The organism is Nocardia amikacinitolerans (genome assembly GCF_900215415.1).
GTDB lineage: Bacteria > Actinomycetota > Actinomycetes > Mycobacteriales > Mycobacteriaceae > Nocardia > Nocardia amikacinitolerans.
Map to the genome: position 1 here is coordinate 302,121 of NZ_OBEG01000002.1, position 26,035 is coordinate 328,155.

Annotated in this window: 27 protein-coding genes; 16 read left to right on the forward strand and 11 right to left on the reverse strand. The window is 69.6% G+C overall.

The features are described 5' to 3' along the window. Nucleotides 1–42: 42 nt before the first annotated feature. The 6 genes from CRP45_RS09680 (at nucleotide 43) to CRP45_RS09705 (ending at nucleotide 6,392) form a co-directional block, all read left to right on the forward strand. Nucleotides 43–525, forward strand: coding sequence for a metallopeptidase family protein (locus CRP45_RS09680; protein WP_169810921.1), 483 nt, complete (start codon nucleotides 43–45; stop codon nucleotides 523–525). Nucleotides 526–615: 90 nt separating this feature from the next. After that, complete coding sequence (locus CRP45_RS09685; protein WP_218018478.1) at nucleotides 616–1,005, forward strand: DUF3499 domain-containing protein; 390 nt, start codon at nucleotides 616–618, stop codon at nucleotides 1,003–1,005. Nucleotides 1,006–1,367: 362 nt separating this feature from the next. After that, nucleotides 1,368–2,744 carry a phosphomannomutase/phosphoglucomutase gene (locus CRP45_RS09690; protein ID WP_097244823.1) on the forward strand — a complete coding sequence of 459 codons (1,377 nt, stop codon included), beginning with the start codon at nucleotides 1,368–1,370 and terminating at the stop codon, nucleotides 2,742–2,744. A gap of 199 nt (nucleotides 2,745–2,943) precedes the next feature. Further along, nucleotides 2,944–4,167, forward strand: a complete 1,224-nt coding sequence (locus tag CRP45_RS09695) for a tobH protein (protein WP_067791515.1) — start codon at nucleotides 2,944–2,946, stop codon at nucleotides 4,165–4,167. Then, nucleotides 4,167–5,387, forward strand: coding sequence for a mannose-6-phosphate isomerase, class I (gene manA, locus CRP45_RS09700; RefSeq protein ID WP_067791517.1), 1,221 nt, complete (start codon nucleotides 4,167–4,169; stop codon nucleotides 5,385–5,387). The genes CRP45_RS09695 and manA overlap by 1 nt, the downstream gene beginning before the upstream one ends. An 84-nt stretch (nucleotides 5,388–5,471) precedes the next feature. Beyond that, nucleotides 5,472–6,392, forward strand: coding sequence for a cation diffusion facilitator family transporter (locus CRP45_RS09705; protein ID WP_097244824.1), 921 nt, complete (start codon nucleotides 5,472–5,474; stop codon nucleotides 6,390–6,392). Nucleotides 6,393–6,792: 400 nt separating this feature from the next. Here the strand turns inward: CRP45_RS09705 and CRP45_RS09710 are convergent, their stop codons facing one another. Both CRP45_RS09710 and CRP45_RS09715 read right to left on the reverse strand, forming a co-directional pair. Next, nucleotides 6,793–8,262: a phytoene desaturase family protein gene (locus CRP45_RS09710; RefSeq protein ID WP_097244825.1), complete on the reverse strand. Its 1,470-nt coding sequence runs from the start codon at nucleotides 8,260–8,262 to the stop codon at nucleotides 6,793–6,795. Between the two features lie 28 nt (nucleotides 8,263–8,290). Next, entirely contained in the window at nucleotides 8,291–8,878 is a 588-nt protein-coding gene (locus CRP45_RS09715) for a TetR/AcrR family transcriptional regulator (protein WP_067791523.1), read from the reverse strand. 100 nt (nucleotides 8,879–8,978) lie between these two features. On the opposite strand from CRP45_RS09715, the gene CRP45_RS09720 reads away from it, so the two are divergent. After that, nucleotides 8,979–9,398, forward strand: coding sequence for a DUF4267 domain-containing protein (locus CRP45_RS09720; RefSeq protein WP_097244826.1), 420 nt, complete (start codon nucleotides 8,979–8,981; stop codon nucleotides 9,396–9,398). Nucleotides 9,399–9,485: 87 nt separating this feature from the next. Then, the gene (locus CRP45_RS09725) at nucleotides 9,486–9,704 is read left to right on the forward strand and encodes a DUF4287 domain-containing protein (RefSeq protein WP_067791526.1); all 219 of its coding nucleotides are present in this window, start codon (nucleotides 9,486–9,488) and stop codon (nucleotides 9,702–9,704) included. Nucleotides 9,705–9,850: 146 nt separating this feature from the next. Here the strand turns inward: CRP45_RS09725 and CRP45_RS09730 are convergent, their stop codons facing one another. Continuing rightward, complete coding sequence (locus tag CRP45_RS09730) at nucleotides 9,851–11,206, reverse strand: cation:dicarboxylate symporter family transporter (RefSeq protein WP_067791528.1); 1,356 nt, start codon at nucleotides 11,204–11,206, stop codon at nucleotides 9,851–9,853. A gap of 327 nt (nucleotides 11,207–11,533) precedes the next feature. Between CRP45_RS09730 and CRP45_RS09735 the strand changes: the two genes are divergently transcribed. Next, nucleotides 11,534–13,027: a sensor histidine kinase gene (locus CRP45_RS09735; protein WP_245910122.1), complete on the forward strand. Its 1,494-nt coding sequence runs from the start codon at nucleotides 11,534–11,536 to the stop codon at nucleotides 13,025–13,027. Further along, a complete protein-coding gene (locus CRP45_RS09740; protein ID WP_067791530.1) occupies nucleotides 13,024–13,722 on the forward strand; it encodes a response regulator in 699 nt (232 codons plus the stop codon). The genes CRP45_RS09735 and CRP45_RS09740 overlap by 4 nt, the downstream gene beginning before the upstream one ends. A 112-nt stretch (nucleotides 13,723–13,834) precedes the next feature. Here the strand turns inward: CRP45_RS09740 and manB are convergent, their stop codons facing one another. The 3 genes from manB to rfbD form a co-directional block, all read right to left on the reverse strand. Beyond that, on the reverse strand, nucleotides 13,835–14,914 hold the full coding sequence (manB, locus tag CRP45_RS09745) for a mannose-1-phosphate guanylyltransferase (RefSeq protein WP_097244827.1): 1,080 nt from the start codon (nucleotides 14,912–14,914) through the stop codon (nucleotides 13,835–13,837). Nucleotides 14,915–14,943: 29 nt separating this feature from the next. Next, complete coding sequence (locus CRP45_RS09750; protein WP_067791534.1) at nucleotides 14,944–15,849, reverse strand: glycosyltransferase family 2 protein; 906 nt, start codon at nucleotides 15,847–15,849, stop codon at nucleotides 14,944–14,946. Nucleotides 15,850–15,976: 127 nt separating this feature from the next. Then, nucleotides 15,977–16,837 (reverse strand): dTDP-4-dehydrorhamnose reductase, encoded by an 861-nt coding sequence (gene rfbD, locus CRP45_RS09755; RefSeq protein ID WP_097244828.1) that lies wholly within the window; start codon nucleotides 16,835–16,837, stop codon nucleotides 15,977–15,979. Between the two features lie 185 nt (nucleotides 16,838–17,022). On the opposite strand from rfbD, the gene CRP45_RS09760 reads away from it, so the two are divergent. From CRP45_RS09760 to CRP45_RS09770, 3 genes are all read left to right on the forward strand, one after another. Beyond that, the gene (locus CRP45_RS09760) at nucleotides 17,023–18,495 is read left to right on the forward strand and encodes an LCP family protein (RefSeq protein ID WP_097244829.1); all 1,473 of its coding nucleotides are present in this window, start codon (nucleotides 17,023–17,025) and stop codon (nucleotides 18,493–18,495) included. A gap of 15 nt (nucleotides 18,496–18,510) precedes the next feature. After that, nucleotides 18,511–19,233 (forward strand): TIGR03089 family protein, encoded by a 723-nt coding sequence (locus CRP45_RS09765; RefSeq protein ID WP_067791539.1) that lies wholly within the window; start codon nucleotides 18,511–18,513, stop codon nucleotides 19,231–19,233. Nucleotides 19,234–19,388: 155 nt separating this feature from the next. Next, a complete protein-coding gene (locus CRP45_RS09770; protein WP_097244830.1) occupies nucleotides 19,389–20,702 on the forward strand; it encodes a cytochrome P450 in 1,314 nt (437 codons plus the stop codon). A gap of 3 nt (nucleotides 20,703–20,705) precedes the next feature. Here the strand turns inward: CRP45_RS09770 and CRP45_RS09775 are convergent, their stop codons facing one another. Further along, the gene (locus CRP45_RS09775; protein ID WP_097244831.1) at nucleotides 20,706–22,277 is read right to left on the reverse strand and encodes a carboxylesterase/lipase family protein; all 1,572 of its coding nucleotides are present in this window, start codon (nucleotides 22,275–22,277) and stop codon (nucleotides 20,706–20,708) included. A gap of 152 nt (nucleotides 22,278–22,429) precedes the next feature. Between CRP45_RS09775 and CRP45_RS09780 the strand changes: the two genes are divergently transcribed. After that, complete coding sequence (locus tag CRP45_RS09780; protein ID WP_084483419.1) at nucleotides 22,430–22,654, forward strand: FmdB family zinc ribbon protein; 225 nt, start codon at nucleotides 22,430–22,432, stop codon at nucleotides 22,652–22,654. A gap of 8 nt (nucleotides 22,655–22,662) precedes the next feature. On the opposite strand, the gene CRP45_RS09785 is transcribed toward CRP45_RS09780, so the two are convergent. The 4 genes from CRP45_RS09785 to CRP45_RS09800 all read right to left on the reverse strand — a co-directional run bounded on the left by CRP45_RS09785 (nucleotide 22,663) and on the right by CRP45_RS09800 (nucleotide 24,486). Then, a complete protein-coding gene (locus CRP45_RS09785) occupies nucleotides 22,663–22,953 on the reverse strand; it encodes an Rdx family protein (protein WP_097244832.1) in 291 nt (96 codons plus the stop codon). Between the two features lie 140 nt (nucleotides 22,954–23,093). Further along, the gene (locus CRP45_RS09790) at nucleotides 23,094–23,483 is read right to left on the reverse strand and encodes a YchJ family protein (RefSeq protein WP_097244833.1); all 390 of its coding nucleotides are present in this window, start codon (nucleotides 23,481–23,483) and stop codon (nucleotides 23,094–23,096) included. 186 nt (nucleotides 23,484–23,669) lie between these two features. Further along, entirely contained in the window at nucleotides 23,670–23,846 is a 177-nt protein-coding gene (locus CRP45_RS33755; protein WP_179830832.1) for a hypothetical protein, read from the reverse strand. 94 nt (nucleotides 23,847–23,940) lie between these two features. Next, complete coding sequence (locus CRP45_RS09800; RefSeq protein WP_245910038.1) at nucleotides 23,941–24,486, reverse strand: DNA-directed RNA polymerase subunit beta; 546 nt, start codon at nucleotides 24,484–24,486, stop codon at nucleotides 23,941–23,943. 303 nt (nucleotides 24,487–24,789) lie between these two features. Here CRP45_RS09800 and CRP45_RS09805 point away from each other — a divergent pair, with 303 nt between their 5' ends. Both CRP45_RS09805 and CRP45_RS09810 read left to right on the forward strand, forming a co-directional pair. Then, entirely contained in the window at nucleotides 24,790–25,551 is a 762-nt protein-coding gene (locus CRP45_RS09805; protein ID WP_097244835.1) for a DUF5919 domain-containing protein, read from the forward strand. Then, complete coding sequence (locus CRP45_RS09810) at nucleotides 25,538–26,005, forward strand: NUDIX hydrolase (protein ID WP_097244836.1); 468 nt, start codon at nucleotides 25,538–25,540, stop codon at nucleotides 26,003–26,005. The genes CRP45_RS09805 and CRP45_RS09810 overlap by 14 nt, the downstream gene beginning before the upstream one ends. The last annotated feature ends 30 nt before the right edge of the window (nucleotides 26,006–26,035 follow it).

Sequence of the window (26,035 nt, forward strand, 5' to 3'; positions counted from 1 at the left end):
CTCGATGCGCGGGGTCGGTGCGAGTTCACCTAGATTTTGGGTATGTCCCGTTCCCGCCATCGACGCCCGCCCACCGCCCGGTCGGTCATCCGACGCGGCCGCGGGGTGCGCGGGCCGATGCTGCCGCCGACGGTGCCCGCCTGGCGCACCCGAGGCCAGCAGTTCGACCGGCTCGTGCTTGAGGCGTTCGCCCCGCTCGACAGCCGCTGGCACGATCGGCTCACCAAACTCGACATCGCCGTCGACGATGTACCGAAAATCCGTCCGCTGCACCCTGATTCGGTCACCTGGCCGGACGAGGTGGTGGCCGACGGACCGGTCCCGCTTTCCCGGCTGATCCCCGCGGGCGTCGACCGGCACGGACAGGCGACCCGCGCGCGGGTCGTGCTGTTCCGCAAACCGCTCGAGCTGCGCGCGAGCGATCCGGACGATCTGGTCGATCTGCTGCGCGAGGTGCTCGTGCAGCAGATCGCCACCTATCTCGGCGTCGATCCGGACGTCATCGATCCGGAGGCGGAGGAGTAGGTCCCGAATCGGGCGAATTGCGCGTGTGAGCCGCCACTCTTAGCGCGTGTCTGTCCACATCCGGAGGCCAGGGGGGTTACTCTCATCGGCGTGATCCCCATGCGTCGTTGCTGCCGACCCGGCTGCAAGAATCCGGCCGTCGCGACGCTCACGTATGTCTACTCGGACTCGACCGCTGTGGTCGGTCCGCTCGCGACGGTCGCCGAACCTCACTCGTGGGACCTGTGCGAAACGCACGCTTCCCGGATCACCGCGCCGAAGGGCTGGGAGCTGGTCCGCCACGAGGGCGGCTTCTCCACCACCCCGGACGACGACGATCTCACCGCACTGGCCGAAGCCGTTCGCGAGGCCGGACTGCGGCGGCGTCCTCCGGAGCCCGATCAGCGCGGCTACCGCGACTACTCTCCCGCGCCGCAGCGCACCACCACCCGCACCGGCAGGCGCGGGCATCTGCGCGTGCTGCCCGACCCACCGAACTGAACCTCGCGTCGCGGAACGCTCCCGGTGCTCGAGTCCGAACCGTCGGCACGGGGCAACCGCCTGAAGGTGTCCCCCACCCCATCGGACAGACCGAATGTCACCTTCGGTCCGAACATCCCATCGCGGGTCGGGACGACTGAAGGTGACATTTGGTGTGTCCGGGCGGCTGGATGTCACCTTCGGTCGTGGCAGGACTCCGCGCGAACGGGCGGCGGTCGCCTCGAAACCGGTTGGCCGCGACGAGGTTCCAGCCGTGTGGCGCTGCGGCGAGTTCCGTGGCCGCGGTGCCCCGCGGGGTGAAATCGGGGCGGAGGGTAGGGAGCGGTCCCACGGTGTCGGCGGGGCACACTAGGGTAGTGCCCATGACAGTCGCCCGCTCTGCCGAATTCGTGAACGCGGTGATCAAGGCCTACGACGTTCGCGGTGTTGTCGGTGAACAGATCGACGCGCAATTCGTCAGGGACGTGGGCGCTTCCTTCGCGCGGCTGATGCGCGGCGAGGGCGCGAGCCGCGTGGTGATCGGCCACGACATGCGCGAGTCCTCCCCCGAGCTGGCCGCGGCCTTCGCCGACGGCGTGCGCGCGCAGGGTCTCGACGTGGTGCACATCGGCCTGGCCTCGACCGACCAGCTGTACTTCGCCTCCGGCCGCCTCGGCTGCCCCGGCGCCATGTTCACCGCGAGCCACAACCCCGCCCAGTACAACGGCATCAAGCTGTGCCGCGCGAACGCGCTGCCGGTCGGCCAGGACACCGGGCTTGCCGCGATCAAGGACGAGCTCGTCGCGGGCGTGCCGGAATTCGACGGGCCGCAGGGCAGCGCCACCGAGGCGGACCTGCTCGCCGACTACGCGCAATTCCTGCGCGGGCTGGTCGATCTGGAGAACATCCGTCCGCTCACCATCGCGGTGGACGCGGGCAACGGCATGGGCGGGCACACGGTGCCCGAGGTGCTCGGCACGCTGCCGCAGGTGACCATCGTGCCGCTCTACTTCGAGCTGGACGGTTCGTTCCCGAACCACGAGGCCAACCCGCTCGACCCGAAGAACCTGGTCGATCTGCAGCGGCTGGTGCGCGACTCCGGCGCCGACATCGGTCTGGCCTTCGACGGCGACGCCGACCGCTGCTTCGTGGTGGACGAGAACGGCGAGCCGGTCTCCCCCTCGGCCATCACCGCGCTGGTCGCCGAACGGGAACTGGCCAAGGAGCCGGGCGCGACCATCATCCACAACCTGATCACCTCGCGCGCGGTGCCGGAGCTGGTGCACGAGCTGGGCGGCACCCCGGTGCGCACCAGGGTCGGCCACTCGTTCATCAAGCAGCAGATGGCCGCCACCGGCGCGGTGTTCGGCGGCGAGCACTCCGCGCACTACTACTTCCGCGATTTCTGGGGCGCCGATTCCGGCATGCTTGCGGCGCTGCACGTGCTCGCCGCGCTCGGCGAGAAGGACCGGCCGATCTCGGAGCTGATGTCGTCCTACGAGACGTACGCCGCCTCCGGCGAGATCAATTCGACGGTGGCCGACGCCAAGGAGCGGACGCTTGCCGTGGTCGAGGCGTTCGAGGATCGCGCCAAGTCGGTGGACCGGCTCGACGGGGTGACGGTCCAGCTGGCCGACGACGCCTGGTTCAACCTCCGCGCCTCGAATACCGAGCCGTTGCTGCGGCTGAACGTCGAGGCCAGATCGCCGGAGGAAGTAGACGCACTCGTAACCGAGATTCTGAGCATCGTCCGGTCCTGACTGGGATAGTGGAGTTACGACGGAGTGGAATCACAAGCTCAGGATTCGACCGTGGAAGCGTACGGCGCTGCTCGACGCGAGATCCTGAGCATCGTTCGCTCCCGACTGGAATAGTGGAATCACTGACAGTGGATTCGCCCGACCCGGGCTCGGTGTGGACGATCCGGACGCAGCGCGATGAGGGGAGGTGGGACGCCCGATGATCGCTGGAACACCGGTGCTCGACCTCGACGATGCCGCTTCGCTCGAGGCGGCAGACAGCGGCGGCGCCCTGCGCTCGGCCGCTTCGGGTGGCGCCCAGGTGCGCGCCACGGCGGCGGCCATCGGCGAGCAGGCGCTCGCCCGCCTCGCCGACCTTCGCCCGCGCAGCGTGGTCCTGGTCTCCGGCTCCGGCCGCGCCGCACGTGCCGCCGGTCTGCTCGTCGCCGCGCTCGGCGACCGCGCGGGTCTGCCGGTGGTCTCGGTCGCCGCGCTGCCGCCGTGGGTGGGTCCGCTGGACGTTGTTCTCGTCGCGGGGGACGACGCGGGCGATCCGCGCCTGATCGATGCGGTGGACCGCGCGCTGCGCCGCGGCGCCGAGGTCGTCGTCGCAGCGCCGCACGAGGGTCCGCTGCGCGCCGCCGCCGCGGGCCGGGCCGCGCTGCTGGAGCCGCGGGTCCCCGTTCTCGACCACAACCGGTTGCTGCGCTTCCTCGCGGCCGGGATCGCGGTGCTGCGTGTCGTCGATCCGACGCGCACCGGCGCGGCCGTGCCGGACCTGACCGCGCTGGCCGACGTGCTCGACGCCGAGGCGCTGCGCGACGGACCGCACAACGAGGTCTTCCACAATCCCGCCAAGACGCTGGCCGCGCGCATGCAGCAGCGCGGCATCGTGCTGGCGGGCGACTCCCCCGCCGCCGCGGAACTCGCCGAGCACGGCGCCGAGGTACTGCTGCAGGCCGCGGGCAAGGTGGCGACGGCGGCCGACCTCGCCGAGGCGGTCGCCGCGAATCCGCGCATGGTCGAGGCCGCGGGCGAGGCGGCGCCCAATTTCGATCCGCTGTTCCACGACGAGGAACTCGACGGCCCCGCGCCGGTGGAGCGGATCCGGGTGTTCGTGCTCAGCGCAGATCCAGATCAGGCCGCGGCGCGGCGCCGGGTCGCGGTGTTCGGCGGCGCCGGATCCGGGCTGGTCGACGCCGATCTGGTGAGTGCCGACGTCGACCTGTTGCAGAACAGCCTGACCGATCCTGCCGCGCCGACGCCCGCGCGCGGCGAGGAGTCCGGCGGGTCCGGACGAGGCACGGAACTGGAGCAACTCGCGGTGCTGGCGCTGCGCTTGGAGATGGCCGCGGCCTACCTGCGGCTGATCGGCTCGCGCGGCACGGCCGCGGAGACGTCCCGCGGCTTCGGCGGCGAAGCTTACGACGGGGGACGCTACTAGTGCACGAACTCGTTGGTGCACTGCGTTCCTACGCATGGGGTTCGCGCACCGCGCTCGCTCAGCTCTGCGGCCGTCCCGTCCCCTCCGCACACCCCGAGGCCGAACTCTGGTTCGGCGCCCATCCCGCCGATCCCGCGCACGTCAAGACGCCGGTCGGCACCACATCGCTGCTCGAGCTCGTCGCCGCGAACCCGCATCGCGAACTCGGCGCGGCCGCACCGGAATTCGGCGACAAGCTGCCGTTCCTGCTGAAGATCCTCGCGGCCGAGGAGCCCCTGTCGCTGCAGGCGCATCCGTCGGCGTCGCAGGCGCGCGCCGGTTTCGAGCGAGAGAACCGCGCGCGGGTGCCGCTCGACTCGCCCATGCGCAACTATCGCGACGAGAACCACAAGCCGGAACTGGTGGTGGCGCTGGACCGCTTCGAGGCGCTTGCCGGGTTCCGCGAGCCGCACCGCACCGTCGAGCTGTTCCGCGCGCTGGACGTGCCCGAGCTCGTCTCGTACACGGAAATGCTTGCCTCCCAGCCCGATTCGGCGGGCTTGCGGACGCTGTTCACCACCTGGATCACGCTGCCGCAGCCGGTGCTCGCCACGCTGCTGCCCGCGGTGCTCGACGGCTGCGTGCGGTATCTGTCCGCGAAGGGCAAGCGCGCCTTCACCCTCGAAGCACGCACGGCGCTGGAACTCGCCGAGGCCTACCCCGGCGACGCGGGCGTGCTCGCGGCGCTGCTGCTGAACCGGGTCACGCTGGAGCCGGGCCAGGGACTGTTCCTCGACGCCGGAAACCTGCACGCCTACCTGCGCGGGCTTGGCGTGGAGATCATGGCCAACTCCGACAACGTGCTGCGCGGCGGGTTGACGCCCAAGCATGTCGACGTGCCGGAACTGTTGCGGGTGCTGGATTTCGAGCCGATCGATCTGCCGGTCGTGCTGCCGGAACCGGCGGGCGACGGCTCGGTGCGGTATCGCACGCCCGCGCCCGAATTCGCGCTGCGCCGCTTCGATCTCACCGCCGGTTCCGGACAGGTGCCGCTCACCTCGGCGGGGCCGGGCATCGTGCTGTGCACGGCGGGCACCGTGCGGCTGCTCCAGGACGGCACGGAGCTGCTCGTCGGGCGCGGCGGCGCGGCCTGGATCTCGGCCGCCGACAGCGATATTCGCGCCCAAGCGGTGGACGGACCTGCCCAGGTGTTCTGCGCCTGCCTCGGCACGGGCGGCTGAGCGAGGGGCCGACGCACTCGGCCGAGGAACGGCGAACACGCTAAGTTAGCCGTGATCGGCGAAACGAGAGAGGACCTTCAGGACATGTCTGCTGGCGGTGGCAAGAAGGCGATTCTGGCCGCGTTGACGGCGAACGCGGGGATCGCGGTGGCGAAGTTCGTCGGCGCGGCGATCACCGGTTCGGCTTCGATGCTGGCCGAGGCGGTGCACTCGGTGGCCGACACTTCCAATCAGGGCTTGCTGCTGTTCGGCCAGCGTCGCGCCGAACAGGAGGCCGACGAGCTGCACCCGTTCGGGTACGGGCGCAACCGCTACTTCTACTCGTTCATCGTGGCGCTTGTGCTGTTCACGCTCGGCTCGATCTACGCCATCTACGAGGGCATCCACAAGATCCAGCATCCCGAGGAACTCAGCTCGCCGATCGTCGCGATCGTCATCCTGTTGATCGCCATCGGGTTGGAGACGTTCAGCTTCATCACGGCCATCCGCGAATCCCGTCCGCTCAAGGGCGGCGCCACCTGGTGGCGGTTCATCCGCAACTCGCGCAGCCCGGAGCTGCCCGTCGTGCTGCTGGAAGACATGGGCGCGCTGGTCGGTCTGATCCTCGCCTTCCTCGGCGTCGGCCTGACCATGGTCACCGACAACGCGATCTGGGACGGCATCGGCACCCTGTGCATCGGCGCGCTGCTCGGTGTCATCGCGATCATTCTGATCATCGAGATGCAGAGCCTGCTGATCGGCGAAGGCGCGACCCCCGAGGAGGACAGGGCGATCCGGGAGAGCCTGACCGACGGCGAGCGCATCGACCGCGTCATCCACCTCAAGACCCAGTACCTGGGTCCGGAGGAGATCCTGGTGGCGGCCAAGGTGTCGATCGCGCCGGGTCTGGACATCGCGACCATCGCCGCGGCCATCGACGCCGCCGAGGCGCGGGTGCGTCGGGCCGTGCCCGCCGCGCGGATCATCTACGTCGAGCCCGACCTCTACCGCACGGCACCCGTCTAGCGATCACCTTCGCGCGCACCGTTGTCCACGGACAGCGGTGCGCACGCGTTTTCGGCGCGTGTGTCGGCGGGCGTTCGCCCCGCCGGGTCCGGGTAGCGTCGAGCGCATGTCGGCCAGTGGCAGCAGGGCAGCCATCTACTCGCCATCGTCCCCGGCCTCGCCATCGCCGCCGAGGCGCGGGTGCGCGCGGCCGTGCCGACGGTGAATCGCGTCTACCTGGAACCGGACCTGTATCGACCGGCGGTCGGTGAAGCGGCGATGAAAGTCCGCCCCGCCGAAGGGGAATCCGTCTGACCGAGACCTGGCACGGGGTGGGGTGAGTCAGCGGTACAGCGCCACCGCATGGACGCGGGGCGTCGGGACAGCGGCGCAACAGCCGGTACCACAGCGGGGGTGGTGGTCAGCGGTGCTGGGGTTGGCGGGCGCGCAGTAGTTCGAGCGGGTCGGTGTGGATGTCGAATTCGTGGCGGAGGACGTGGCGGGCGGCGTGCATGCCGTTCATGCCGTGGACGCCGGGGCCGGGCGGGGTCGCCGCGGAGCACAGGTAGACGCCGGGGAGCGGGGTGGCGTAGGGGTTCCACCGTGGGGCGGGGCGGAAGGCGGTCTGGCGCAGCGTCATCGCGCCCGCGGAGATGTCGCCGCCGACGTAGTTGGCGTTGTGTGCGGGTTGTTCGGCGGCGGTGATGACGTTCTTGGCGAGGACGAGGTCGCGGAAGCCGGGGGCGAACCGCTCCACCTGCGCGATGACCGCGTCGCTGATGTCGCGATCGGAACCGTTCGGCACGTGGGCGTAGGTGTAGAAGGTGTGCGCGTCGCCGGGGGCGCGGCTGGGATCCACGACACCCGGTTGGATGGCGAGCACGTACGGGCGCTCGGCGTGGCGGCCCGCGGCGACCGCGCCCTCGGCGGCCATCGCCTCGGCGCGGCTGCCGATCAGGTGCAGGGTGCCCGCCCGCGCGCAGCCATCGGCCTGCCACGGCACCGGCCCGGAGAGCGCGAAGTCGACCTTGCACGCCGCGCCGCCGTAGCGGAAACGGCTCAGCCGCTTGGCATATCGGGTGGGTAGCCGTTCGGCGGCCAGGCGGAGCAGGCCGGCGGGCGCTAGATCGAGCAGCACGGCGCGCGCACCGGCGAACTCGTCGAGCGAGTCCACCCGGTGGCCGGTGTGCACCCGGCCGCCGAGGTCTTCCAATTCGGCGATGAGCGCGTCGGGGATGGTCTGGCTGCCGCCGCGCGGGATGACCCAGCCGCCCGCGTGACCCAGCGTGGCGAGCAACAGACCCGCGCCGACCGCGGGGAAGGCGCGCGGCGAGGTGATCGCGTGCGTCGCCACACCGGTCAGCAGCGCGGGCGCGATGTCCTCGTGAAAGCGCGCGTTCCACAGCGGCGAGCCCTGTTCGACCAGCCGCAGACCGAAACGCACCGCGGTCGGCAGGTCGTCCGGAAGCGCGCGCATATCGGACATGGCCACGTCGACCACGCCCTGCCACTTGCGAACGAGCGGCGCGAAAAGCCGCCGCCACGCGTCACCGTCGCGGCCGAGATCGGCGACGGTCCGCTCCAGATCCAGCCAGGCGAGCCCCGCCCGGCCGCCGTCCATCGGGTGCGCGTAGGACACCTCGGGGACGAGCAACTCGACGCCCCGCGCGCTCAGATCGAACGCGCGAAAGAAGGGTGACGCCAAGGCCATCGGGTGCGCGCCGGCGCACACGTCGTGGTGGAAGCCCGGCAGCGTCAGCTCCGCGGTGCGCGAACCGCCACCCGGCTCGGTCTCGGCCTCGAACACCTCGACCGACAGTCCCGCCGAAGCGAGGACCACCGCCGCGGCGAGGCCGTTGGGTCCGGAGCCGACCACCACAACATCAGCCATGAAACCAACGCTACCTGCGCCCGACGCGTCAGCGGCGCGCCTCGACCCCGGCCAACCACTGGTCGACCAGAATCCGCAGCCGCGCCTCCCACAGCTCCGGCATCAGCCTGCCGCTGCGCGCGAGCGTGGCCAAGCCGTGGATCGAGCTCCATGCCACCTCGGTACGCGCACCCAGATCGGGTTCCTCGACGAACGGGCGGAACATCCGCTCCAACTCGACCCAGCCGTCACGCAGCGCCTGCGGGGCGTTCGGTCCGAAGGTCAGGTCGGTCTTCATGAGGAACATCGCGTCATAGAGCGCCGGGTTGGCGTCGGCGAAGTCGAGGTAGGCCCGTGCCACCGACTCCAGCGCCGCGGCCGGGGTCTCGGCAGCGGCGTGCGCAGCGCGCAGCGCCTCGGCGAGTTCGGCGAAACCCTGCTCGGCAACAGCCGTGACGATCGCGGACTTCCCGGCGAAGTGGCTGTAGAGCACGGGCTGGCTGTACTCGATGCGCTCGGCGAGCCTGCGCACCGTCACCGATTCCCAGCCCTGGGACTCGGCGAGTTCGCGTGCGGTCTCGATGATGCGCGAATGGCGTTCGGCCCGTTCGCGTTCCTTGCGAGTCTGGGTGCCCATGCGCAAATTCTAGCATCGCTAGACAATCTATCGAAGCTCGCCTATCGTTGCTCGCAGACCTAGCGTCGCTAGGATTCGTAGCAACACCAAGGAGCACACCGTGACCATCTCCCGCATCGCCACCGTCCTGTCCGTGATCGGCGCGGCCTTCATCCTGTACATCGGCCTCAGCTACCTCATCGCGCCCGAGACCGTCGCGCCCGGATTCGGCCTGCCCGCTTGGCCGGACGGCGAGGCCACCGCCTTCATGCACCTGAAGGGTGTGCGCGACACGGTGTTCAGTCTGGTCGTTCTAGCCCTGCTTGCCGCGAAGCAGCGATATGCGCTCGGCGTCGCGACCCTGGTGATCGCGCTCGCGCCGTTCGGGGACATGCTCACCGTGCTGCGCTGGGACGGTTCGACGGCTGCCGCGTTCGGCATCCACGGACTCACCGCGCTGTTCGTCGCGGTCACCGGCGTGCTGCTGATCCGAGAGCGGTCGGTCGCCAAGGGCTCGAATGCGGCCGTCCCCGCGGTGTGATCCACGGCACAAGCCGCTGCCTGCCGATGAATTCGGCGACGCGCTTCCGTCCTTACGGCTGAACGCAATTCGAGCAAGGAGACGACCATGGCGACCAAGCCGCACGGCCCCGCGTCCTACTTCCCCAACATCGAGGCCAAGTACGGCCGCGGCATCGACGAGTGGTTCGCCGTTCTCCGCGATTCGGGTCTGGCCGGGCACAAGCCGCTGGTCGAGCTGTTGAAGACCGAGCACGGCATGGGCCACGGCCACGCCAACGCGCTCGTTCAGTACCACCTGAATCCGGAGAAGTGGGCGGTCGCCTGAGCACCTGGAACGGCTGAGCACAGAACGAACGAAGGGCCCGCGGGGTAAGCGGGCCCTTCGTCGATCGCCAGGGCGGCACCGTGCGGAGGGGGGTGGATGGAGCGGTGCCGCCCGCGGCCCCGGCGTTGGCCGGGGACGACTCGGGGTCAGGCCGTGACCAGGCTCTTCTCGGCGGGTTCGACGGGCTCCGGTGCGCCGTGCTCGTCGACCATGGTGCGTTCGTCGAACGGCAGCTTGCGGTCGAGCACCAGCCGGACCTGGTCCACGTCGATGGTCTTGGTCCAGGTGCCGATCAGCACGGTCGCGACCGCGTTGCCGGAGAAGTTCGTCAGCGCGCGGGCCTCCGACATGAAGCGGTCGATGCCGACGATCAGGCCGACGCCGTCGAGCAGCTCGGGCCGGTGGCTCTGCAGCCCGCCCGCGAGGGTGGCCAGGCCCGCACCGGTGACGCCCGCTGCGCCCTTCGACGCGACGATCATGAACAGCAGCAGACCCAGCTGTTCGGGCAGGCTGAGCGGCTTGCCCATCGCGTCGGCGATGAAGATCGAGGCCATGGTCAAGTAGATTGCGGTGCCGTCCAGGTTGAACGAGTAGCCGGTGGGCACCACGACGCCGACGGTGGTCCGCTCGACGCCGAGGTGCTCCATCTTCGCGATCAGCCGAGGCAGCGCCGACTCCGAGGACGAGGTGCCGACGATGAGCAGGTACTCGCGGGCCAGGTACCGAACCAGCTTCAGGATCGACACGCCCGATACCACCCGAACCAGCACGCCGAGCACACCGAACACGAACACCAGGCAGGTCAGGTAGAACGCGATCATCAGGGTGGCCAGCTGCACCACCGCGTCCAGACCGGTCTTGCCGACCACGTTCGCGATCGCGCCGAACGCGCCGATCGGGGCCAGCCACAGGATCATCGACAGGATGCGGAACACCAGCTTCTGCGCCAGCGTCACCGCGCGCAGGATCGGGTCGCCCGCGCTGCCCATGGCCTGCACCGCGAAACCGACGAGCAGGGCGACGAACAGCGCCTGCAGCACACTGCCCGCGGTCAGCGAGGAGACAAGCGTGGTCGGGATGATGCCGTTGATGAAGTCCCAGGTGCCGCCCGCGCTGTGCGCCTGATCGGCGTACTTGGCGCCCGCGCCTGCGGTCTCGGCGATGTTCATCCCGTTGCCCGGCTCCAGCAGGTTGCCGACCACCAGACCGATACCGAGCGCGATCGTCGACATGACGAGGAAGTAGCCGAGCGCGAGCCCGCCGACCTTGCCGACGGTGGCCGCGGTGCGCACCGAGCCGATGCCGAGCACGATGGTGCAGAAGATCACCGGGGCGATCATCATCTTGATCAGGTCGACGAACATGGTGCCGAGCGGTGCGAGCGAGACGCCGACGTCGGGCGCGAGCCAGCCGACGACGATCCCCGCGCCGACCGCGGCGATGACCGCCAGATACAGCCAGTGGGTGCGGTCGCGCCGAGCCGCGCGAGATGTATCGCTCATGCCTGCGCCTCGCTGACGCTCGGCTCCGGCATGCGCGATGCGCGCTGGCACACGATTCGCTCACTTCGTTCGCTCATTGCGAATCACATCCTCCGAGTGGTACCGGAATGCGAGCCTTCTGGCCGCGTGTGCAAAATGATGACGACTCGCGTGACGCGGGTCACTGTTTGGTGCATAGAGTTCAGTGGAGGTCAGCTCGTGCGACGTCGTCGCTACACAGACGCCGCCGGGTCCGAGTCGCGCCCTCGCCGTGGCGAACGACCGCGTGGCCTCCGGCTCTCCCTGGCGGGTCAGGTCTTCGTCCTGCAGCTCGTGGTGCTCGCGCTGATGATCGCCGGCGCCGCGGTGCTCGCGGTGCTCGACGCCAGGCACACCAGCGACGTGACCACCGAGCACGAAGTCACCGACGTGGCCGTGAGTGTGGCGCAGGCGCCGTCCACCCGCGCGGCGGTGCTCTCCCCCGATCCCAGCGCGCAGCTGCAACCGGTGACCGAGCGGATCCGGTTGCAGACCAGGATGGACTTCATCGTGGTGATGGCGCCGGACCGGACGCGGTTCACCCACACCAATCCCGAACGCATCGGCCATCCGTTCAGCGGCAACATCGACAGGGCGCTGGCCGGGGAGACTTTCACCGAGACGTTCACCGGAACGCTCGGGCCGTCCATCCGCGCGGTGACTCCGGTGTACGACGGCGATCGCGTCGTGGCGCTGGTGTCGGCGGGAGTCACCAGGGCGCGCATCGGCGATCAGGTCGCCGCGCAGCTGCCGAAGATCCTCGGCGTGGCGGGCGCGGGTCTGGCGGTGGCCGCGCTCGGCTCTTTCCTGCTGAGCCGCCGGTTGCGCCGCCAGACGCACGGTCTCGCGCCCGACGAGTTGCGCGTCATGTACGAACACCACGACGCGGTGCTGCACTCGATCCACGAGGGCCTGGTTGTCTTCGGCGCGGGCGAGCGGGCCGAGGTCGTCAACGACGAGGCGCGGCGGCTGCTCGATCTGCCGGAGGGCGACGTGCACCGCGCGGATCTGCCGATCTCGTTGCGGCGCATGAGCTGGGGCGTGGTCCGCGACGAGATGCACGTGACCAACGATCGGATCCTGCTGGTCAACCAGGACGTGGTCGCCTCGCAGGGCCGAACCCTCGGGACCGTGATGACCATCCGCGACCACACCGAATTACGCGGCGTCCTTGGCGAACTCGACTCGGTGCGCGGTTTCGCCGAGTCACTGCGCGCCCAGGCGCACGAGTCGGCCAACCGGTTGCATACGGTGGTCACCATGGTGGAGCTCGGTAAGCACCGCGAGGCGGTCGAATTCGCGACCGCCGAACTCCAGCTCTCCCAGTCGCTCATCGACCGGATGATGGGCGCGGTCGGCGATCCGGCGCTGGCCGCGCTGCTGCTCGGCAAGGTGAACCAGGCCGCCGAACGCGGTGTGGAGCTGACGATCTCGGAGGACACCGCCCTCGACGCCATCGCGCCGCTCTCGGCGCGCGAGGCCGTCACGCTGGTCGGCAACCTGATCGACAACGCCATCGACGCCGCAGCGGGCAGCGCGGGCGCGTGGGTGGAAGTCACACTGCGCCAAGCGGATTCGGACGTGTTCCTGCGCGTCGCCGACAGCGGGCCCGGCATGTCGGCGCAGACCTTCGCGCGCGCGGCCGAGCGCGGCTACACCACCAAGGACGATCATTACGGGCTCGGCCTCGCGCTGGTACACCGCGTGATCACCAGGCACGGAGGGGCGATCGACGCCCGCCGCGAGCCGGAAAGCGCGGTGACCGTGACGATTCCGCGCGGCTCGGGAAAGGACGCATCGTGATCCGAGTGTTGATCGTCGAGGACGAGCCGCTGATCGCCGAGGCGCACCGCGCCTACGTCGAACGCATCCCCGGCTTCACACCGGTCGGCATCGCGCATTCCGGACGCGAGGCGATGCGGGCGACCGCCGCGGCCGCAGCCGAGGGCACGCCGATCGACCTGGTGCTGATGGACATCGGCCTGCCCGACACCAGTGGTTTGGACGTCGCTGCCGCGCTGAGCGGTTTGGCGCCCAGTCCGGACGTCATCGCCATCACTTCCGCGCGCGACCTGGCGATGGTGCGCACCGCCGTCGCCAACGGCGTGGTGCTCTACCTGTTGAAGCCGTTCACCTTCGCCGCATTCCACGACAAGCTGGAGCGCTACCGGGAGTTCCGCACCGCGCTGCCCGCGGGCGAGTCCGCGCTGACCCAGCTCGACATCGACCGCGCGCTCAGCGCGCTGCGCACGCCGGACCAGCGCGCCAACACCCCGAAAGGCGTCGCACCGCAGACACTCGAGGAGATCTCGCGAATCGTGCGCACCGCCGAGGACGGCATCACCGCCGCCGACACCGCGACCAGCATCGGCGTCTCCAGGATCACCGCGTGGCGCTACCTCGAGAAGCTGGCGGACGACGGCCTCGCCATCCGCCGCTCCGACTACGGCCGCGCGGGCCGCCCCAAAACCCGCTACGTCTGGAAACGCACCGACTGACGCGACTTCACAGACAGTGCACACGCCTCACAGCGGTTGCGGGCCGCTGCGAAGCGTGTGAGCGCTCTGCGAAGAGATGTTCACACGCCACGCTGCGGCTCTGTGTGGAATGTCAGACGTCGGTGGAGAAGCGGATGCCGCCGTCCGGGATCTCGACGCCGGGCCAGACGCGCGCGCCGCGCAGCAGTTCGCAGCGGGCGCCGACGTTCGCGCCGTCGCCGATGACGCCGTCGCGGACCAGCGCGCGCGGACCGATGCGGGCGCCGAAGCCGATGATGGACCGTTCCACGGTCGCGCCCGCCTCGACGACGGCGCCGTCGAAGATCACCGCGCCGTCGAGACGCGCGCCCGCGCCGATCTCCGCGCCGCGGCCGACCACGGTGCCGCCGATGAGCAGCGCGCCGGGAGCGACGCCCGCGCCCGGGTGGACCAGGGATTCGCCGCGCTGGCCCGGCAACGCGGGCGAGGGGGCGATGCCGCGGACCAGGTCGGCCGAGCCGCGCACGAAGTCCTCGGGGGTGCCCATGTCGCGCCAGTACGACGAGTCGACGTGGCCCTGCACCCGCGCGCCCTCGGCGAGCAGCGCGGGGAAGACCTCGCGCTCCACCGACACCGGGCGACCGGACGGGATCTTCTCGATGTACTCGCGGCGGAAGACGTAGCAACCGGCGTTGATCTGGTCGGTCGGCGGGTCCTGGGTCTTCTCCAGGAACGCGGTGACCCGGCCGGTCTCGTCGGTGGGCACGCAGCCGAACGCGCGCGGATCGGACACACGCACCAGGTGCAGCGTCACGTCGGCGTTGGTCGACTCGTGGGTGTCCAGGATCGCGCCGAGGTCGGTGCCGCCGAGCACGTCGCCGTTGAAGACCATCACGTTGTCGGCGCGCAGCTTGGGCAGCACGTTGCGGATGCCGCCACCGGTGCCGAGCGGTTCGGTCTCGGTGACGTACTCCAGGTCGAGACCGAGCTCGGCGCCGTCGCCGAAGTGCTCCTCGAACACCTCCGCCTTGAAGGAGGTGCCCAGCACGACGTGGGTGATCCCGGCCTCGGCGATGCGGGCGAGCAAGTGGGTGAGGAACGGCAGGCCCGCCGTCGGCAGCATCGGCTTGGGTGCCGAGAGGGTCAGCGGGCGCAACCTCGTGCCCTGGCCGCCGACCAGAATCACGGCGTCGGTGCCTGGATGTCCTGCCATCAATGTTCCCCTGTTCGTCTGCCGCGCTGCTACGCCTGTCGACCCTGTTCCCTGGCCAACTCACGCAGCGCAGATCGAACCGCAATCCGGGAGCGAATCGCAAGTCCGGCGCGCAACGCGAGCCGCAGCGGCGCCTGCCACCAGTGCGGATGCCGGTCGGCCTGGAACCGGTACGCGCTCGCGTGGTGGGCGGGCAGCATCACCTCGGGGTGGCGTCCTGCCGCGTGGCCCTTGGCATGGGTGACCTCGGCCGACGGCACGAAGACGTTGTGCCAGCCCGCCTTGCCCATGCGGTCGCCGAAGTCGACGTCCTCCATGTACATGAAGTAGCGCGAGTCGAAGCCCTCGATCGAGTCGAAGGCGGCGCGGCGCACCAGCAGGCAGGAGCCGGACAGCCAGCCGACGGTGCGCTCGGAGATCTGCTCGTTCTCCTGCCGGTAGCGGCGGGTCCACGGGTTGCCCGGCCATACCGTGCCGAGGATGGCGTGGCCCGCGCCGTCCAGCAGACCGGGCACCGAGCGCGCCGACGGGTACACGCTGCCGTCCGGCTCCAGCACCATCGGGCCGAGCGCGCCCGCCCTCGGCCAGCGCTTGGCGGCCTCGAGCAGCTTGTCGATGGAATCGGTGCCCCAGCGGATGTCGGGGTTGGCGATGACGACGAATTCGATGCTCGGGTCGATCTCGGCCACGGCGCGGTTGATCGCGCCGCCGTATCCGATGTTGCCGCCGGTGCGCAATAGCCGCACGTGCGAGTTGGCCTCGGCCACCAGCTCGGGCACGCCGTCGACCGAACCGTTGTCGGCCAGGATCACCTGCGGTTTCTCGCTGGTGGCGTGGGCGAGGGTGGTGATGAAGTGCTCGAGGTGCTCGCCGGGCGAATAAGTCACCGTGACGACGGCAAGGCCACCGGGGGCCGCGGAATCGGAAGCGCTCACATTTGGCGAGCCTAGTCGGAACAACGCGACCACGCGTGCCCCGGTGCAGGACCGATGCCAGACCGATCGGTCTTCCAACGGTCCGCCGAGCGCATCGAAAAGACCACGGCCCGACAGGTTCTCGCCGTCATTCGCGGTCGCGCAGCGCGTCGTGCAGCGCGGCGCGCCAGTCCCGCAGCGGCGTCAACCCGGCCGATCGCCAGGCCCGGTCCGACAGCACCGAATAGGCCGGGCGCCGTGCGGGTCTGGGGTAGGCCGTGGAATCGCACGGCCGCACCCGCTCCGGATCGGCGCCGACCTCGGCGAACACCGCCCTCGCCAGGTCGAACCAGCTCGCGACGCCCGCGTTGGTCGCGTGCAGCAGCCGCGGCGCGTCCGGCCGCGCGACGAGCTCGAGCAGGCCCGCGGCCAGATCCGCCGCGTAGGTCGGCGAGCCGATCTGGTCGTTCACCACGTCGACGGTCTCGCGCTCGCGTTCCAGCCGCAGCATGGTCGCGACGAAATCACCGCCGCGCCCGCTGTACACCCAGGCCGTCCGCACCACATGCGAATTCGGCGCCGTGTCCAGGACCGCCCGCTCCCCCGCCAGTTTGGATCGCCCGTACACCGTGGCGGGTCCGGTCGGGTCGTCCGTGTCGTACGGCGCGCGCTGGGTACCCGGGAAGACATAGTCGGTGGAGAGATGGATGAGCCGGGCGCCAACGGTCGCGCAGACCGCGGCGAGCACGGCCGGGCCGGTCTCGTTGCCCGCGAAGGCGGCTTCGGGCTCGGACTCGGCCTTGTCCACCGCGGTGTACGCGGCGCAGTTGAGCACCACGTCACCAGGGTTGATCGCGGCGCGCACCGCGTCGGCGTCGGTGACGTCGAGGTCGGCGCGGCCGTAACCGCGGGCGTGCGGCGCGAGGCGCAACAGCTCTCCGCCGACTTGTCCACCGGCCCCGGTGACGACGAGACGGGCGGCGGCGGCGGGCGGTACGGCGGCGGTCACGTGCGCAAGTCTGGCACGCCGTGACACTCGCGGGTGCCGTCCCGAGGGGTAACCGTTGGTTAGCCTTGTGCCACGGCTCCGGGGCCGCGGGATCTACGGATCGGCCGCGGGGGCCGGATCGGGGGCGGTCGGGGTGAACAGGGGCTTGTCGAGAGGATGCTCAGTTGCAGCGGAGGAGCACATCGATGCCGTCGAGACCAGCCGGCGCGCGCGGCGGCGACGGTTCGTGGGGCCCGGTGCACGCCTTCGTCGCGGCACTGGCCGCCGTGGTGCTGGTCATCACCGGATTCGCCTGGCACAGCGTCGACTCGCTGATCTCCAACATCCAGCGCATCGGTGACCTGGGCCTCGGCGGCGGCCGCGACGGCGCGGTCGACATCCTCCTGGTCGGCGTGGACAGCCGCACCGACGCGCACGGCAACCCGCTCACCGACGCCGAGCGCGCGATGCTGCACGCGGGCGACGAGGTTGGCACCAACACCGACACCATCGTGCTGGTCCGGGTGCCCAACGACGGCAGCTCCGCGACCGCCATCTCGGTACCGCGCGACTCCTACGTCGACATCCCCGGCATCGGCACCGGCAAGATCAATTCCGCGTACGGCGCGACCAAGGAGACCGAGCGGCAGAAGCTCATCGAACAGGGCGTCGCCGAGGCCGAGGCCGAGCAGAAGTCGACCAAGGCGGGGCGGCAGGCGCTGATCAAGACCGTCGCCAACCTGACCGGGATCACCGTCGACCACTACGCCGAGGTCAGCCTGCTCGGCTTCGTGCTGCTCACCGACGCGGTCGGCGGCGTCGAGGTGTGTCTGAACAACGCGGTGGACGAGTGGATGTCGGGCGCGGACTTCCCCGCGGGCCGTCAGCGGCTGGACGGCAGGCAGGCGCTGAGTTTCGTGCGCCAGCGCCACGACCTGCAGCGCGGCGACCTGGACCGGATCGTGCGGCAGCAGGTGTTCATGGCCCAGCTTGTCGGTCAGGTGCTCAGCGCGAAGACGCTCAGCAGCCCGGCGCGGCTCGGTCAGCTGAGCGAGGCGGTCGGGCGCACGGTGGTGCTCGACGAGGACTGGGACGTGGTGGCGTTCCTCCAGCAACTCCAGGACCTCTCCGGCGGTCAGGTCCAGTTCGAGACCATTCCGGTGGCCGATCTCAACGGCATGACCAGCGACGGCGAGTCCGTGGTCCGGGTGGAGCCGAAGGCGGTCAAGTCGTACGTGGCCTCGCTCGTCGGGGAGAAGGCCGAGGAATCCGACCCGCCCGCGGTGGATCCCGGGACGGTCACGGTGAACGTCCTCAACGCCAGCGGCATCGGCGGTCTGGCAGGTCAGGTGTCGCAGGCCTTGACGGCGAAGGGTTTCCAGGCGGGCCGGGTGGGCAACTATTCCGGTGGAAGTGTCACCGGCAGCCGGGTGCTCGCGGCGGACAGCGCGGATCCGAAGGCCAAGGCGGTCGCCGAGGCCCTCGGCAAGCTCACGGTGGTCGCGGATCCGACGATGTCACCGGACTCGGTGAGCGTCGTGCTGGCAAGCGACTATTCTGGGCCGGGCTCGGCCGCGAGCTCCACGTTCGACTTCTCCGGAACGTCGACGACCGCGACGCCGGTTCCGCCCGCCCCACCGATCGACGCAGGCCAGAATGGACCGAAATGCGTGAACTGAAGCGTGAAGCCACTGATGCGTGACAAGACCCATGCACTGACCCTCACCGAGGCCGTGCTCGACCCGATCCTCGCCCGCGAGCCCGCGGGACCGCGCGTCACCTACTACGACGACGCCACCGGCGCCCGGATCGAACTGTCCGGCCTGACGCTGGCGAACTGGGCGGCCAAGACGGCCAACCTGATCCGCGACGAGTTCGGCCTGAGTCCCGGCGCGCGGGTCGCGGTGCTGCTGCCCGCGCACTGGCAGACCGCCGCCGTGCTGCTCGGCTGCTGGTGGGCGGGCACCGAGGTGGTGCTGAGCCCCGATCCGGACGCCGACCTGGCATTGGTGACGGCCGACCGCATCGATGACGCCGACGGCGTCGCCGAGGTCGCCGCGCTCTCGCTGGACCCGCTCGGCGCGCCCGTCCGTGACCTGCCGGTCGGCATCACCGATTTCGCCACCGCGGTGCGCGTGCACGGCGATCAGTTCTTCCCGCGCGGCACCGGCGTCGCGCTGGACGGCATGCAGGTCGCCGAGGTGCTCGCCGCCGCACGGAAATCGGCCATGCGGCAGGGTTTCTCGGAGGGCGACCGGGTGCTGTCGAGCGCGCCGTGGGACACCGCGGACGAACTGATCAACGGCTTCGTCGCCGTGCTCGCCGCGGGCGCGTCCCTGGTGCAGGTCGTCAATCCGGACCCCGGCCAGCGGGAGCGCCGCATCGAGAGCGAGCGCGTCACCGTCCAGGTCGGCTGACGGCCCGCCGGGGGCGCAGCGCACCGCACGACCGCCCGAGGCGGGCAAGACGTTCTCCTACCCGAGTAGGAGCACGCATCCGACCGGAGCACGTTCCAGAATCGGCCCGGAGTCCGTACGGTGGACATATCGCACAACGATGGAGTTGGTGGGATATGAAGCCGCAGTATTGGTTCCGTTGGCTGTCGCAGCAGGGCACGCCCAGGCTTGTCCTGCGCACTCAGGCGCGTCGCGGTGATCCGTTCGCGCGGCTGATGGGCGCGCCGGACGGCATCGCCGATCCCTATCCGCTCATCGAGGAACTTCGCGGCCGCGGCCGGATCGTGCGCACGTCGCTGTCCTGGGCCACCTTCGACCACGAACTGTGCCGAGCCGTGCTGCGCGACCCCCGCTTCGGTGTGCGCACCCCCGAGAGCTTCGACATCCCCAAGCCGTTGCGGCTGCTCACGGGCCGTACGCCGATGCCGCCCAACCCGGTCGACCCGCCCTCGATGCTGGTGATCGATCCGCCCGAACACACGGCGATGCGCAAGCCGGTCGCCTCGGCGTTCACCCCGCGCGCCATCGCCAGGCTGCGCGACCGCGTCGAGACGGTCACCGAAGAGCTGCTCGACGCGCTACCCTCCGGCGGCTCGGCCGATCTGATCGCCTCGTTCGCCGCGCAGGTGCCGATCGCGATCATCTCCGAGATGCTCGGCTTCCCCTACGCCGACCGCGACCGCTTCCTGAACTGGGGTGACCAGCTGACTCCGCTGCTGGACGTCGGCATCTCGTGGCGCGCGCACCATCGGGCAATGCGGGCGATGGAGGTGATGAACCGGTACTTCGACGGTCACATCGCCCGCCTGCGCCGCGAGCCGGGCGACGATATTCTCAGCACCCTCGTCACCGCGGGCGAACTGGACGACTACGCGCTCAAGGCCACCGCGAGCCTGCTGATGGGCGCGGGTTTCGAGACCACGGTCAACCTCATCGGCAACGGCGTCGTTCAGCTGCTCAGCCATCCCGACCAGCTCGCAAGGCTGCGCGACGAACCGGAGCTGTGGCCGAACGCGATCGAGGAAGTGCTGCGCATCGACTCGCCCGTGCAGACCACCGCGCGCACCGCGCTGGCCGACCTGGAACTCGACGGCAAGCAGCTGCGTAAGGGCCACACCCTCGTGCTCTCGCTGGCGGGCGCGAACCGCGATCCGAACGTCTTCCCGGATCCGACCCGCTTCGACGTGGCCCGCCCGAACGCCAAGGATCACCTCTCGTTCAGCAACGGCATCCACGTCTGCCTCGGCGCCAGCCTTGCCCGCATGGAGGGCGTGTACGCGCTGCGCGCGCTGTTCGAGCGGTTCCCCGACCTGCGCTTGGACGGCGAGCCGCGGCGCAGGAGCCTGTTCACGCTGCACGGTTACGAGCGGATGCCAGTGCGCCTCGGCCGCCGCGCGGTGGCCAAGGCGCCGGAGCCGACATCCGTCTGAGGTTCAGCTGAAGCCGACGGCCTGATCGCCCCACGCGGTGTGCAGGTCGCGGTCGGGATCATCGACGACGCGGTCGACGGCGTCGATGACCAGCGTGGTGCGCGTCGACGGCCGGTACGGCGGCCAGTGCTTGGAACCGTCCAGCGCGGCGGGCACACCGTGCCGCGCGAAGGCCAGCCAGCGGCGCATCATCCGGCCCGACACCTCCGTCGCCTGTTTGCGACCGCCGAGCCAGAACGTCGGGTCGTGGTTCAGCGTGCCGAAATTGCCGAAGACATAGGGCAATTCGGTGGCGTGTCCGGCGCCGACGCGGGCCGCGCGCAGCATCGGCGTCGCGTGGTCGAAGCGATAGGCCCAGGTCATCGAGTGGGTCGCGTGCGCGTCGGCCACCCAGTGCGCCGGCATGCGGAACGCCGCGTCGGTGGACATGGCCAGCGCGCCGCGGGTCTTGGCCAGATCCGGGTAGGCCGAGGTGATCTCGGCGATCCGGTCGGCCGACAGTTCCGGGTGACCCGCCGCCACGTCGCGCAGCATCACGTTCACCGCGTCCGGCGTCACCGGCATGATCGGCGAACGGAACAGCCGGAACAGCGAGGCCTCGTCCTTGTTGGTGCCGATGATGAGCGGCACCTGGTGCGAGCGGCCCTGCTGGAATCGGTCGATCGGATAGCCGGGGAGCAGATCGCCGTCCACCACCGGGGCCGCGGCGAGGCGGCCGGGTTCCTTGAGCGGGATCTCGTCGAGCAGCACGCCTGCCGCCCGCACCACCCGCTCGATCGGCAGGTCGATCAGGTCGAGGGCCTGCGTCGGGGACATCTCCAGCAGTTCCAAGTAGCGCCGCGCCACGATCGCCGCCCGCTCCCGACCGAAGACGGTGGTGGCGGGCGGGCTCTGCGCGATGGCGCGATGGAACAGCCCCGCCGCCCGCGGCGCGGTGAGCAGCGCCGTCACGCAGCCCGCGCCGGAGGACTCGCCGAACAGCGTCACATTGTCCGGGTCGCCGCCGAACCCCGCGATGTTCTCGTGCACCCATTCGAGCGCGGCGAGTTGATCGTGCAGGCCGAGGTTCGGTGTGAAGCCGTGGAACAGCGAGGACAGATCGAGGAAGCCCAGCGCGCCGAGCCGGTAGTTGACGCCGACCACGATCACGTCGCCCGTCTCGGCGAGCCGTCGGCCGTCGTAGATGGCCTGTGCCGCGGTGCCGAGGCAGTAGGCGCCGCCGTGCAGCCAGACCATGACCGGGCGCGGCTCCTCCGAGCGGGCACGTGGCGCCCACACGTTGAGCCACAAACAGTCCTCGCCCATCCGCAGTTCCGAGTCGACCGGGACCATGGTGCCCATGGTCTGTGGGGCGATGGCGCCGAATGTCAGGCAGTCCCGGACGCCGTCCCACGGCTCCGGCGGTGTCGGCGGGCGGAACCGCCGCGTGCCGGTGACCGGCGCCGCGTAGGGAATGCTGCGCCAGGCGGCGATCGGTCCGTCGAGGAAACCGCGCACCCGGCCGTAGGTCGTTTCGACTATGGGCTCGGCGCCGTCCACATCCCAGCACGGTTCGGTCTCGAACTGAGTGCTCATCGTTGCGCACCTCCTGCCCATGACCCGTCGGTGCGCTGCGGGTTTGCTTACACCCCGGGTCCGCACGTCGTGATCTCTAATTCGAGGGTACGTGCGGTTACGGAGTGCCACGGGGCGGACGCATCATCCGTGATCCGCGCTACCCTTGGCCGGTGCCGAATTACAGCTTCCGGTGCCGCAGCTGCGGTGACACCTTCGAGGTGAATCGCCCCATGGCCGAGTCGTCGGACCCGGCGTCCTGCCCGAACGGTCACGACGACACGGTGAAATTGCTGACCACGTTCGCCACCGTCGGCCGTGGTGGCGGCAATGCGCCGCAGGTCTCGGCGCCGCCGCCGAGCGGTGGCGGCTGCTGTGGTGGAGGTTGCTGCGGCTGAGGCCCGGCTCAGTCGGAGTTCTCGGACTCGCGCCGGTCGACGTGGCCGAGATCACGGTCCGGCGCGACGCGATCGCGCACCCTTTGCTTGAGCACGGCGATGTCGGGGAAGCCGCCATCGGCCTTGCGTTCCCACACCTGTTCGCCGTCGACGGTGATCCGGAACACCCCGCCCGTGCCGGGAATCAGCGCCACCTCGCCCAGGTCGGTGGCGAAGGTGCTCAGCAGCTCCTGCGCCATCCAGCTCGCCCGCAGCAGCCAGCGGCACTGGGTGCAGTACTCGATCGCAACACGTGGCATGGGAGTGGACGCTACCGAAGCGAAGCCGTACTCGCGCTTTCGGCGGCCATCAGAGCTCACGCCGCACCGCCTGCGGCACCCGGCTCACTGCTCGCGGCTCAGGCTCTCCGCTCATGCCTCGGTTTACACGGCTCGGGGACTCACGGCTCGATGACACCGTCGAGGTAGACCCACACCCCGTCCTCCCGCACGAACCGGCTGACCTCGTGCAGCGAGCCACGCCCGCCCTCGGCGCGGTAGTGCGCGACGAACTCGACGGTCCCCGTGTCGTCGAACGGCCCGCCGCGCTCGGTGCGCACGATCTCCAGAAACAGCCACCGCTGCCCGGGATCGAGCTCGAGCCGCTTCGGCCTGGTCCGCGAATGCCAGGACCGCCGCAGGTAATCGACATCACCCACGGCGAACGCGGTGTACCGCGAACGCATCAGCGCCTCGGCCGTCGCGGCGGGCCGCACACCCGAAAGCGCCGGACCGCAGCACTCCTCGAACGGTTCCCCGCGACGGCACGGACACTGTTGCGACTCAGCCATGCTCGAATTCTCCGCTACCGGCGCCGCGCGGCCCGCACTGCCCATGCTCAGGGCCGCATCCAGACAATGACCGAGCAGACGAGGAATCAGACCCACGGAATGATGGCGTACTGGATAGCTCGCTGTTCAGTCCTTGGGTTGTCACTGTCCGCTCACCGCGGATAGGCCGTGACTCTCGAATGGCGATCACGGTTGGAGGTACAACCTCTCGTTCGGCAGACGTGGATAGCCCTCCGCGCGGGGATCGACGGTAACGGCGTCGAAGTAGTAGCGAGCGCGGTGCTCGCTGACGAACACGAGCGCCGCGGTCAGGCAAGCGGCGAAGTCCATGCGCACGCCGTGCAGGAACACACTCAGGTGCACATCCGGTTCACCTGGCAACGGCGAGGCGGCGGAGGTCACCGACCGTCGCCGACGATCCGCAGTGGCTATACCCTCCCGCGTGGTGAATGTCCGGTCAGTCACGGTGAACCACCGCCAACCATTCAGCGCGCCGCCTGATCGACTCCACCACTTCCTCCCCGGAAGGCCGAAGCGCGTTCGTCGGCTGCACGACCCACGTACGGAACGCGTCGCTGACCACCGAGGGTGCCGGGAGGGCAACGTGCGCGCCGAGGCTCGCGATCGTTGCGTTCAGGCGGAACATCTCGGTGAAGTACGGCGACGTGTCCGCAAGATTCGGCTCGCAGAGAAACGTCCACCGCTTCGACCGCGGATGCGACACGATCGGCGCACCGTGAAGCCCTTTGCTCCGCAGTGCGATTCGGACCTGCGCTCCGAGCTGCGCAGGCATGGAGATCGCGCCGACCGTGCCCACCGAGAAAACGATACGTCCGTAGTTTGGCTGCACGAATGCGGGCAATCCGCAGACTCGGCGGTAGAACTGGCAACGCGTCGCGAGCGTATCGTCAGCGGTGCCGGGCGGCCGCCTCAGCGCGTCCGCCGTCGTCACGGCGTCTGAATCCTGATGCGGAACAACCGAATCCCAATCGGAACCAATCATCGAGCTTCCTCCCTGCGTCCTGTCCCCTGGTGACGCTGCCCAGCACCAGACGGCGAGCGCGAAACGCTTCACCAACTCGGCGGAAAGCGGACGGGAGCCACCAATCCGCTCGGCGGCAGTACCCGGAATCCGCTGCGGCAGAGCTGCATACTCCTGCTGCGTCGGGGAAGCACTGCTGATGTGACTTGATGGCACAAGTCAAGGGTTCATCGCGGCTGCGGTCGTTCCTACTGTGTTTGCGGGACGTTTCGGACGTTTCGCGACTAAAGTCCGTACTGTCCCGCACGTGCAGGAGGGAGTACGGTGAACGAGTCCCTACGGCAAGCGATGGCCTCGGCCAAGGTCACAGACCAACAGCTTGCAGAAAAATGTCACGTCGATATCAAGACCGTTCACCGATGGATCGCCAATCCGGCGCGTCTGCCACACGCTCGGCACCGATGGACGGTCTGCGAAGTCCTCGGAGCCGAGGAGGCAGATTTGTGGCCTTCAGCCGTGCGAATGACCATCAAGACCGGCGCGGATCGCGAGATCGTTTCGGTGTTCCCGTACCGATCGGCCGCGCCTGCTTCGCTATGGCGGAACCTCATCACCAAGTCGAAATATGAGCTGACCTTCGCCGGCTACACCAACTATTTCCTGTGGCTGGAGCACGCCAACCTCGGTAACCTGCTGCGCCGCAAAGCGACCCAGGGTTGCCGCGTCCGGTTTCTGATCGGCGACCCGAACAGCGATGTGACCCGCGAACGAGAGCGCGAGGAGAGCGTCCCGCTCACCCTCGCTACACGGATAGCCGTGACAGTCGGGGAGTTGCAGAAGCTCCGCGGGATCGAGGGTATCGAGGCCCGGTACGAAGTCGGGCACGTCAACCTGTCGGTCTTCCGATTCGACAACGACATGATCGTGACCCCGATTCTGGCTCGCCGCGTCGGCCACGACTCGCCGATGCTGCACATCCGGCGCGAGCAAGAGGAAGGCATGTTCGACCGCTTCCACGATCACGTGGAGGAGCTGTGGAGCCGCGGGCGAAACATCTGGGAGGAGGCGCACCATGGGACGGCGTGACTACGAAGACGATCCAGATGCGCCTGCGCCGAACAGTCTGGTTCCCGCCGCATCGGTGGTCGTGGTCGACGACGAGGGCAAGGTGCTGTTGCAGCGCCGGGCCGACAACGACATGTGGGCGTTGCCCGGCGGCAAGATGGAACTCGGCGAATCCCTGGCAGACTGCGGCATTCGAGAGACCCGCGAAGAAACCGGAATCGACATCGAGATCACCGGCATCGTGGGCACCTACACGAACCCAGGCCATGTCTTCGCCTATGACGACGGCGAAGTGCGCCAAGAATTTTCGATCTGCCTGCTCGGTCGGCCCGTCGGCGGCGAGCTGGCAGTCTCCGACGAGTCGCACGAGGTCGCGTGGTTCTCGCCGGAGGAGATCGACGACTTACCGATGGTCGCGAGTATCCGGCGCCGCGTCGATGACTGGCGCTCCGGGCGGATTCCCGTCGTTCGCTGATCGAACATCCGTGGCTGCGCTCCGGCGCCG